The organism is Desulfovibrio sp. (assembly GCF_035644575.1).
Lineage (GTDB): Bacteria > Desulfobacterota > Desulfovibrionia > Desulfovibrionales > Desulfovibrionaceae > Desulfovibrio.
The window spans coordinates 1-9,352 of record NZ_DASQOG010000161.1 but is presented as its reverse complement, the minus strand read 5'-3'; the positions used below and the strand labels follow the sequence as shown (position 1 = coordinate 9,352).

At 62.2% G+C, this 9,352-nt stretch carries 8 protein-coding genes; 5 read left to right on the top strand and 3 right to left on the bottom strand.

The features are described from left to right. Positions 1 to 1,022 (bottom strand): ATP-dependent helicase (locus VEZ52_RS09440; protein ID WP_324836584.1); only part of this gene is annotated, 1,022 nt, incomplete at its 3' end. Positions 1,023 to 1,139: 117 nt separating this feature from the next. Between VEZ52_RS09440 and VEZ52_RS09435 the strand changes: the two genes are divergently transcribed. The 5 genes from VEZ52_RS09435 to panB all read left to right on the top strand — a co-directional run bounded on the left by VEZ52_RS09435 (position 1,140) and on the right by panB (position 5,834). Then, positions 1,140 to 2,396, top strand: a complete 1,257-nt coding sequence (locus VEZ52_RS09435; protein ID WP_324836583.1) for a multidrug effflux MFS transporter — start codon at positions 1,140 to 1,142, stop codon at positions 2,394 to 2,396. Positions 2,397 to 2,529: 133 nt separating this feature from the next. Next, the gene (locus tag VEZ52_RS09430; protein ID WP_324836582.1) at positions 2,530 to 3,297 is read left to right on the top strand and encodes a class I SAM-dependent methyltransferase; all 768 of its coding nucleotides are present in this window, start codon (positions 2,530 to 2,532) and stop codon (positions 3,295 to 3,297) included. A gap of 10 nt (positions 3,298 to 3,307) precedes the next feature. Continuing rightward, positions 3,308 to 3,844 carry a hypothetical protein gene (locus VEZ52_RS09425; protein WP_324836581.1) on the top strand — a complete coding sequence of 179 codons (537 nt, stop codon included), beginning with the start codon at positions 3,308 to 3,310 and terminating at the stop codon, positions 3,842 to 3,844. A 272-nt stretch (positions 3,845 to 4,116) separates the two neighbouring features. Next, positions 4,117 to 5,004: an agmatinase gene (speB, locus tag VEZ52_RS09420; protein WP_324836580.1), complete on the top strand. Its 888-nt coding sequence runs from the start codon at positions 4,117 to 4,119 to the stop codon at positions 5,002 to 5,004. Beyond that, positions 5,001 to 5,834, top strand: coding sequence for a 3-methyl-2-oxobutanoate hydroxymethyltransferase (gene panB, locus VEZ52_RS09415; protein ID WP_324836579.1), 834 nt, complete (start codon positions 5,001 to 5,003; stop codon positions 5,832 to 5,834). Before speB ends, panB begins: the two co-directional genes overlap by 4 nt. Positions 5,835 to 5,909: 75 nt before the next feature. Here panB and VEZ52_RS09410 read toward each other — a convergent pair whose 3' ends face one another. After that, on the bottom strand, positions 5,910 to 9,152 hold the full coding sequence (locus VEZ52_RS09410; RefSeq protein WP_324836578.1) for a DEAD/DEAH box helicase: 3,243 nt from the start codon (positions 9,150 to 9,152) through the stop codon (positions 5,910 to 5,912). Positions 9,153 to 9,163: 11 nt separating this feature from the next. Further along, positions 9,164 to 9,352, bottom strand: a 189-nt coding sequence (locus VEZ52_RS09405; protein WP_324836577.1) for a DapH/DapD/GlmU-related protein, incomplete at its 5' end; no start/stop codon positions are given.

Here is a 9,352-nt window from a genome sequence, read left to right as displayed (position 1 = left end):
ACCAGCTTGGCCTGACTCATGTCGCTGAGCGGCGTCACAAGGCGTACCGGGTCGCCGCCTTCCTTGCGCGTGAACAGGTTTTTGCGGAAGGATTCCGCAGCGTGGGAGAGCAGGTTGTTGGCCACATCCAGCACGGGCTTGGTGGAGCGGTAGTTTTCTTCCAGCCGCACCACGCGCGCGCCGGGAAAAAGCGTGGGAAAGTCCAATATGTTGCGCACATTGGCGCCGCGAAAGGCATAGATGGACTGGGCTTCGTCGCCCACAGCCATGACGTTGCCTGGGGGGCCGTCCATTGGCCCTGCCAGCAGGCGCACAATGCGGGCCTGAACCAGGTTTGTATCCTGATATTCGTCCACAAGAATATGGCTGAATCTCTGCCGCAGCGAGGCGGCAGCCAGCGGATTCTCGCGCAGCAGGGCCTCAAGCTCGAACAGCAGGTCATCGTAATCCAGCAGGCCCTTGTCGCGGCGGTAGGCATTGTAGGCATCGCCCAGCCGGGCCAGACCATCGGCATGGGGCAACAGATGAAAAGCCTCGCGCCGCAGCACTTCGTCCAGCGGCAGTTCCTTGTTGCGGGCCTTGCTCAGCAGCCCCACAATGCTCTGTGTTTTGGGAAACGACCTGTCGCCCTTGCCCAGCTTGAGCTGATCCTTGCAGTGTTTGACCGCCTCGTTGATGTCGGCGGAATCCATGACTGTGAAGGGTCTGTCGCCAAGCCATTCGGGCTTCCAGCGCCGGAGCGCCCCGAAGCCAAAGGCGTGGAAGGTGCCGCCCTGCACGCCCGCAAGCCCCTGATTGAGCAACAGCCCCGCGCGGTGCAGCATTTCCTGCGCGGCCTTGCGGGTAAAGGTGAGCAGGAGCATGGCGTCAGGTTCGATGCCGTGCTCTGCCAGCCATGCCAGACGGTAGACGATGGTGCGGGTTTTGCCGCTGCCTGCGCCTGCCACAACCAGCACCGGGCCGTCGCCGCAGGTGGCTGCCTCGTACTGGGCTTCGTTAAGGGCTTGAGCGTAATCAATCATGGGCGCAGGGTAGCATAAGGCGGCAGCGCATACCAGAGCCGCGCAGAGGCGTTCCCCGCCCTTGACTTTGCCCGCGCACGTCCCGAATATCGCGCAAAGAAAAGAAAAAGGACAAACATGCGCATTACGGAAAATGATTATATTGTGGGTGCTGGCGCAAAGCTGCCCCGCCGCCGCAGGCTGTTTCTGGCGCTCTTGCTGGGCATGATGGCCGCCTTTGGCCCACTGTGCACCGATACCTATTTGCCAAGCCTGCCCGCCCTGGCGGCAGACCTCAACATTTCCACGGCAACAACGCAGTTGACCATCACGGCCTGCCTGCTGGGCATGGCCCTCGGGCAATTGTTTGTGGGGCCCATTTCAGATTCCACCGGGCGGCGCAAGCCCCTGTTCGTGGCATTGATCTTTTTTACGCTGGCTTCCATATGCTGCGCAGCGGCAAAAACGGGCAACAGCTTTATTGCCCTGCGATTTGCGCAGGGGCTTGGCGGGGCAGGGGGCATCGTGCTGGCCCGCGCCATGGCCTGCGACCTGTTTCGCGGGCCGGAGCTGACCAACTTCATGAGCCTGCTCATGGCGGTCAACGGCATTGCGCCCATTACCGGGCCGCTCCTGGGCGGCTGGCTGGCGACCCTGAGCGGCTGGCCCCTGATTTTTTATTTTCTGACGGGCTTTGGGGTGCTGCTGATCGTGCTGAGCGCCGTAGGCCTGCCCGAAACCCTGCCGGAAACCATGCGCCGCGAGGGCGGCTTGCGCGCCTCGTGGAAGGCCATGGGCGAACTTTTGCGGCAAAAGCCCTTTATGTGCTATGTGGGCGTGCAGGGCTTCACCATGGGCGGATTTTTCGGCTACGTGGCGGCCTCGCCCTTTGTGTTGCAGGGCATGTACGGCATCTCGCCGCAAGGCTACAGCGTCATTTTTGGCTGCAACGCCTTGAGCGTCATGTTTGTCGCCCTTGCCACGGCCCGGCTGGCGCGCCGCTTTGGCGAAGCCCGTTTGCTGCAAATCGGCAACACGTTGCGCTGCGCAGCCTGCCTTGGCGTGCTGGCCGTGACGGTGATAGCGCCAGCTTCGCCCTTGCCGCTGCTCGGGGGGCTGTTTTTCATGATCGCCCTTCAGGGCATGACGCTCCCCACCAGCTTTACCCTTGGCATCAGCGCGCAAAATGTTGGCGCGGGAACAGCCTCGGGCATTCTGGGCGTGGCGGTCTTTATTTTTGGCGCGTGCACCTCGCCCCTTGTGGGGCTGGCCGGGGGCGATACCGCCGTGCCGCTGGGATTGGTGAGCGCCTGCACCGGGCTTGCCGCCGCAGTCCTCGGACAAGTGGGCAACCGCGAAATGCAAAGACGCGCAGTGCAGGAAAAGCAGGCCTGAGCCCCGTCATTTCTGGCAGGGAGCAGGCGGCATTGTTGCTGCAAATCAGCCCGCCGCATTGACGCGTTGTAGTCTGATGTTTACAACAAGTGGCGCTTGCGCTTTTTTTCGCCGCGCAGGGAGAACCGGATTCATGGATTGGGATGCCCGTCTTTATGACCAGAGCCACGACTTTGTGGCAGCCTACGGTGAAAACCTGCTGGGGCTGTTGCCCGATGGCCTGGGCTTTGTGGTTGACGTTGGCTGCGGTACTGGCGCGCTGACAGAAGCATTGACCGCCAGAGCCGCCCGCGTGGTGGGCATTGACGCCTCGCCCGACATGATCGTGCAGGCCCGGATGCGTCTGCCGCGAGTGGAATTTCTGGTGATGGACGCCTGCGACATGCCGTGGAACGGCTGCGTGGACGCGCTCTTCTCCAACGCCGCCTTGCACTGGATAGAAGATCAGGAGCGCCTGACCGCCGTCATGGCGCGGGCCTTGCGCCCCGGCGGGCTGCTGGTGTGCGAATTTGGCGCGCAGGGCAACATCGGGCGCATCCGCGCTGCCTTTGGGGCGGCCTTTCAGGCTGTACTGGCGGGGGAGGGCATTGGCCCGGCGCATCTGAACAGCGAGCGTTTTTATTTTCCCTCGGCGCAAGAATATGCGGCCCTGCTGCGTCGCCACGGATTTTCCGTGCGGCTGGCGGAAGAATACGACAGGCCTACCCCTCTCAAAGGCGGGGAAGAAGGCCTTGCCCGCTGGATGGCGCAGTTTTTTGCCCAGGATCTGGATTGCGTGGCCCCAGAGGCTCAGGAAAAAGTTTTTGCCGCCGTGGCGGATGCCCTGCGCGCATCCATGTGGAATAACGGCGGTTGGATTGCTGATTATCGGCGGCTGCGGGTCGTGGCCGTAAAACACTAAGGGAGTCTCCATGCCCGAAGCTCAAGAACAATTTCAGAATGGCGTTGCCAAGGTTCTGGAAGCCGTCATGTTCGAGAACTGGCTGCGTTTTTATTTCATCTCTGAAAAGCCCGATGCCCCTGCCGCTGCGGACGGCCAGCCCGCACTGTTCATCGCCGTGCCGGTCAAGGCCATGGAACGCATCAGCGAGATGTTTCCGCGCCTGCTGCCGCTGGCAGAAGAAATGAATGGTCAGGAAGTGACCTTTGAAACCTCCCGCCGCGCGGTCTGCAACTTTGTTCTGGCCCATGTGGACGGTCAGGTCATGCCCCGCGATTCTGCGACCATGATTTTTGAGAGCTCCACCTTCCAGGTGCAGATGCAGCTTTTCAACGCCTGGGTGCAGATGCACGAAGAACAGCTTGACCGCAACTTTGTGGATTTTGGCGGCTGGCAGAAACTCTTTGACGAATGGCGCAATACGCCCGCCGCGCGCGAACTGGCCGAAAAGCTTTCCCTTTCTTTGCAGGGTGCGGCTGTTGCGCCGGGCAAGGACACTGTGCAATAGGCTGTGCAAGAAAATATTTTGTACAGTTTTGCGCCTTCCAGGCAGGGCGCAGGCAGGTGGGGTTAAACATTTTTAACGCGCCCATTGAGAGGCTGTAAAAAATTACCAATAAAAAGCAGATGGTTAAGTGATTATTTGTATGCTGCTTTTTGTGGCACGGCCATTGCAGCTTGGAAAGTACCTTCCTTTCTTTTGCTGACAGTCTCCTCCAACCAAAACGGCCTGCCTCCCCAAGCGGGCCGTTTTTTTATGTCAAATCACGGCAGGATCACATGCAAGACAAGTTTCTGGCTTCTGAATATCCCCAGTCTGCACCGGAGCAGGCAGGGTTTCACATTATCCCCGTTCCTCTGGAGCAGAGCGTTTCTTACGGTGCTGGCACGGTCAAAGGCCCTCAGGCCCTGCTAGCCGCATCGCACCAGCTTGAAGCATGGGAATGCGGATTCGCACCGGGCGAGTCAGGTTTTTTTACCGCTCAGGCCGTGGACTGCGCTGGCCCCATAACCGACACGCTTGACCGCATAGAGGCCGCTGTGGCCCATGCCATTGCCTGCGAGGCCGTGCCTGTGGTGCTGGGCGGCGAGCATACCGTGACGCTTGGGGCCTTGCGTGCGCTGGCCCGGCAGGCGGAAAAAACGGGTGAACCCTTTGGCGTTGTGCAGTTTGACGCCCATGCCGACCTGCGGCCCCAGTATGAGGGCAGCCCCTTTTCGCACGCCAGCGTCATGTACCGTGCCGTGGCCGACCTCGGCCTGCCGCTCACGCAGTTTGCCGTGCGTGATTTTTGCCGGGAAGAAGCCGAGATCCGCAAGAAATTCAACGTCACCCATTACGACGCCTACTTTCTCGCCCGCGTAGGCCTGCCGGAGCTGCCCCTGCCCGAGGATTTCCCCAAGAACATTTACATCACCTTTGATGTGGACGGGCTGGATTCGTCCATCATGCCAGCCACCGGAACGCCCTCGCCCGGCGGCATCAACTGGCGCGAGGCCCAGTACATGCTGGAACGCTGCGTGGCGGGCCGCCGCGTGGTGGGGCTGGACGTGGTGGAACTGGCCCCCATTGAGGGCCTGCACCATGCGGACTTTACGGCTGCCAAGCTTACCCACCTCATCATGGGGCTGGCCCACGATGCCAATCAGAAGGAGGCCCAGTCATGAAGAATACGATAGTAACTTTCCGCGAGGCCAAAGGGCAGGAAAAGCTCGTTATGCTGACGGCTTATGACTACAGCACCGCACGGGTCATGGATATGGCCGGGGTGGACGCCCTGCTTGTGGGCGATTCGCTGGGTATGGTGATGCTGGGCTATCCCGACACGCTTTCCGTCACGGTAGACGACATGGTGCGCCACTGCGCCGCCGTGGCGCGCGGTGCGCAAAAAGCCCTTGTGGTCTGCGACATGCCCTTTATGAGCTACCACGTTTCCGTGGAAGACACCGTGCGCAACGCCGGACGGCTCATGACAGAAGGTCGCGCCCAGGCGGTCAAGCTTGAAGGCGGCGCGGAATTTGCCGCAGAAGTGCGGGCGCTGACGCGGGCTTCCATCCCCGTCATGGGGCATCTTGGCCTCACGCCGCAATCGGTGAACGCTTTTGGCGGGTTCAAGGTGCAAGGCAAAAGCATGGCCGCAGCCCAGAAGCTGCTGGACGATGCCCGCGCCCTGCAAGAAGCCGGGGCTTTCGCCCTGGTGCTGGAATGCGTGCCCGCGCCCCTGGCCGAGCGCGTGACCCAGGCTCTGTCCATCCCGGTTATCGGCATCGGCGCAGGCGCTGGCTGTGATGGGCAGGTGCTGGTGTGGCAGGATATGACGGGCATGACCCTGAGCCACCTGCCGCGCTTCGTCAAACGTTTTGGCGAAGTGGGCGCAAGCCTGCGCTCGGCGGTGGAGGCCTATGCGCGTGAAGTGCGCGCGGGCGCGTTCCCCGGTGAGGATCACGTCTACCCTCTGCCCGAAGGTATGGAAAAGACGCTGAAAAAATTGAAGTAACCCTGCCTTGCCACAGAGATTTGAAAGCAAAACGCCCGCTATCGCGGGCGTTTTGCTTTTTCGGCTGCGGCAGTCTCAACGCCGGTGAAAATCCACAGGAACGCGCACACGGGAGCCAGCCTTGTTGCTGAACAGCAAAAAGCCCTGCTCCAGACCGTGCAGATAAAGGCGTCGTGTGATGTCCACATCCTTGCGGCAATACGTGGCGATATCTTCCAGCTTTCCTTCCTTCCACCATTGCAGGGCTTGCAGGCCGTCGGCGCTTTTGGGTTCGCCCAGGGTGGCCTGCCCCAGATTGTCCAGCGGAAGTCGGTAGTTCAGGCGTTCGTATACTCGCTGTAAAAGATCAAGGCTGGGCAGCTTGTGCAGATCAAAGGGCGCAAAGGCCGAAAGCACTGCGTAGTCAAAGCGCAGGCTGTTGAAGCCCACCACAAGGTCGCTTGCGCGCAGGCGCTCGAACAATGCGGGCAGTTCCTCCTGCTGGTAGGAGAAATAGTCGTCTGCCTTGCTGTCGTAGGCCACGGCAACGCTCACGCCCATGCGGTCGGCCCGGTTCCAGCCGCCCACTTCGGCAGCGGAGCGCCGGGTTTCCACGTCAAAGACCACAAAATTTTTGGGCGGCGGCACGGGAATATGCGTCAGCAGGCCTGCGGCATCAAAGGTCTTTGTTCCTTGAGCGCCCGGCGCGCTTCTGGCCTCCCTCTGAGGCGTGGGGGCGCTGCCGCTGGAGCCGGACTGCGCAAGGCCGTTAGCGCCGAACAGGCTGTTCTGATTGTCTGGCGCGGAGTGCTTTTTGCTCATGGATTCTTCCTCCATTGCAGTGTGCGCGGCTTCGGGCTGGCTGCCTTCATTGATGAAATCCAGAGCCGAAACCGCAGGCCGGGGCGCTGTAGCCAGGGCAGAGGCTGCGTCCAACGATTCCATATCCAGCCTGTCAGGAGCGGGGCTGATGCGCAGGTCGCGGCACAGGGCATCGCCTTCCGTGCCGGGGGCCAGCATTTCGCGCAGCAGCTCCAGCGCGCCGATCTTGCTGATGGGTCTGTTGCCGGAGCCGCACTTGGGCGAATGCACGCAGGAGGGGCAGCCGTCCTCGCAGGGGCAGGCGGCAACAGCCTTGAAGGTCGCTTCCAGCAGGCCCCGCGCATCGGGAAAGGCCTGGCGCGTCAGGCCCGCTCCGCCCGGCAGACCGTCATAAATAAATACGCCCGACAGCCCGGTCTGGGCATGCAGCGGGGTGGAAATACCGCCAAAGTCGTTGCGGTCGGCCATGATGAGCAGGGGCAGCAGGCCGATAGCCGCATGTTCAAGGGCATGGATGGAGCCCATGTAGTGCAGAAAACGTTCTTCCAGCGAGGCGCGGATGCTGTCTGGTATGACGTACCAGAGGCCCTCGGTTTCAAAAACCTGCGGCGGCGCGGCAAGCGGCGTGATGGTGAGCAGGCGGTTGCCCGAGGTGGAGCGCTTTTCATAGCCGGTCACGGTGTCGGTAATGCGCAGGCGGCCACGGCAGACCAGCACGCGGCCCAGGGACGTGCGCTCGACTTCTTCAAGAATGTCCGTACTTTTTTGCCCACGTGTGCGCGTAAACCATGAGACTTTTGCAGCCTTGGCCACAATGCGGGCGCGGGACGGATCCATCTCTTCAATCACATAGCTGCGGCCCCGGTGCAGGTAAACAGCGCCGGGGTGCGTCTCCTGCCAGGCGCGAAAGCCGTCCACCGAGCCGATGATCTGACCGTCCTGATCTTCAATGCTGAAGGTCTGGCCTGTGCCGCGCAAATCCACATGCCGCTGGGGCCGCTTGCGGGCCGCCAGCAGTTGGGTGCCGTCCGCCGATTGCAGCAACAGCCCCTTGGCGTTGAGCGCGCGGGCGGCGGCGCGTGCTGCGGGGCTTGCCAGCATGGCTTCGCCGGGGATGAGGGGCATTTCTGCCGCCGCGCATTCCAGATGGCGGGTCAAAATGACTTCGTTGTCAGGGTTGACCACGGCCTTTTCCGCAGGGCGACTGAAAAAATCTTCGGGATTGCGGGCAAAATACTGATCCAGCGCATCCTCGCCTGCCACGATGATCACGGCCGATTCCTGCTGGGCGCGGCCCACGCGCCCCCCACGTTGCAAGGTTGCCATGACCGTGCCGGGGTAGCCCACAAGGATGCACACGTCCAGCCCGCCAATGTCGATGCCAAGTTCCAGCGCGCTGGTGCTGACCACGGCCAGCAGTTCGCCCGAGGCCATGCGGGCCTCGATGCCGCGCCTTTCTTCTGGCAGAAAGCCCGCGCGATAGGCGGAGATTCGCTCGGAGAATACACCCGATTGCCCGGCCCACAGGCTGATGAGTTCTGTCATGCGCCGCGAGCGGCAGTAGACTATGGTGCGCAGGTTGCGGGCCAGCGCCGCCTTGAGCAGGTCAATGGCGGCTGTGGCAGGGCTTTGCTCCGGATTGAGAAAAACAAAGTGCCGTGGGCCCTGTGGCGCGCCGGACTGGTCAATGACCACTGGCGCATCTGTTATACGGGCGGCAGGAGCAGAGGACGGAACCTGAGCCGGAGAATCCAGACCTGTGGCAAGGGCAGGCGCGGCGGCGGGAGCATCCGTGCCGGTCAACGCCGCTGCCAGTTCGCCGGGATTGCCGACGGTGGCCGTGCACAGCACATAGACGGGTCGCGCGCCGTAGCGTCCGGCAATGCGGTTGAGCCGCCGGAACACCTGGGCCATGTGCGCCCCAAATACGCCCCGGTAGGTGTGGGCTTCGTCCACAACCACATGGCTCAGGCCAGCCAGAAATTCCGCCCACTGTTCGTGGTGGGGCAGAATGCCGAGGTGCAGCATCTCTGGATTGCTGATGAGCACCGTGGGCGGGTTGCGCCGGATTTTGCGGCGAAAATGGTCGGTGGTGTCGCCGTCATACAGGGCGGCTGTAGGGCGGGCCTCCTTGGGCCAGCCTTCCACCAGGGCGTTGAATGCGCCAAGCTGATCCTGCGCCAGTGCCTTGAGGGGGAAGAGATACAGGGCGCGGGCATCGCGGTCGCGCAGGTAGCGGTCGAGCACGGGCAGGTTGTAGATAAGGCTTTTGCCGCTGGCCGTGGGCGTGGCCGCAACAATGGAATGTCCGGCGCGGATGTGGTCTGTGGCAAGGGCCTGATGGCTGTATAGCCCGTTGATGCTGCGCTGCTCAAGGGCACGGCTAATGGCTGCGGGCCAGGGCAGGCGCGTCTGTGCGTAGCATGGCTCCACCGGCGGAAAGAGCTTGTGGCACGTGACCTGTGCGCCCAGCTTTTCCGACGCCAGCAGCGCCGCGATATATTCCCCCACAGACACCGTGCAGCGACCTATTCGGCAGTGCCGGGCTGCTGTGCGCTTTCGTCGGGCTGGAGGCAGCGCAGCACGCGGGCGGGAGAGCCAGCGGCAAGGCAGAAGGGCGGCACATCGCGCGTGACCACGCTGCCAGCGCCGATGATGGCCCCCTCGCCAATGGTTACGCCCTTGAGGATAAGGCAGTTCATGCCAATCCACACGTA

Bases quoted from the DNA above. Each gene is read 5' to 3' on its own strand.
- VEZ52_RS09425 (WP_324836581.1), top strand. From the start codon at position 3,308: ATGCCCGAAGCTCAAGAACAATTTCAGAATGGCGTTGCCAAGGTTCTG.
- VEZ52_RS09435 (WP_324836583.1), top strand. From the start codon at position 1,140: ATGCGCATTACGGAAAATGATTATATTGTGGGTGCTGGCGCAAAGCTG.
- panB (WP_324836579.1), top strand. From the start codon at position 5,001: ATGAAGAATACGATAGTAACTTTCCGCGAGGCCAAAGGGCAGGAAAAG.
- speB (WP_324836580.1), top strand. From the start codon at position 4,117: ATGCAAGACAAGTTTCTGGCTTCTGAATATCCCCAGTCTGCACCGGAG.
- VEZ52_RS09430 (WP_324836582.1), top strand. From the start codon at position 2,530: ATGGATTGGGATGCCCGTCTTTATGACCAGAGCCACGACTTTGTGGCA.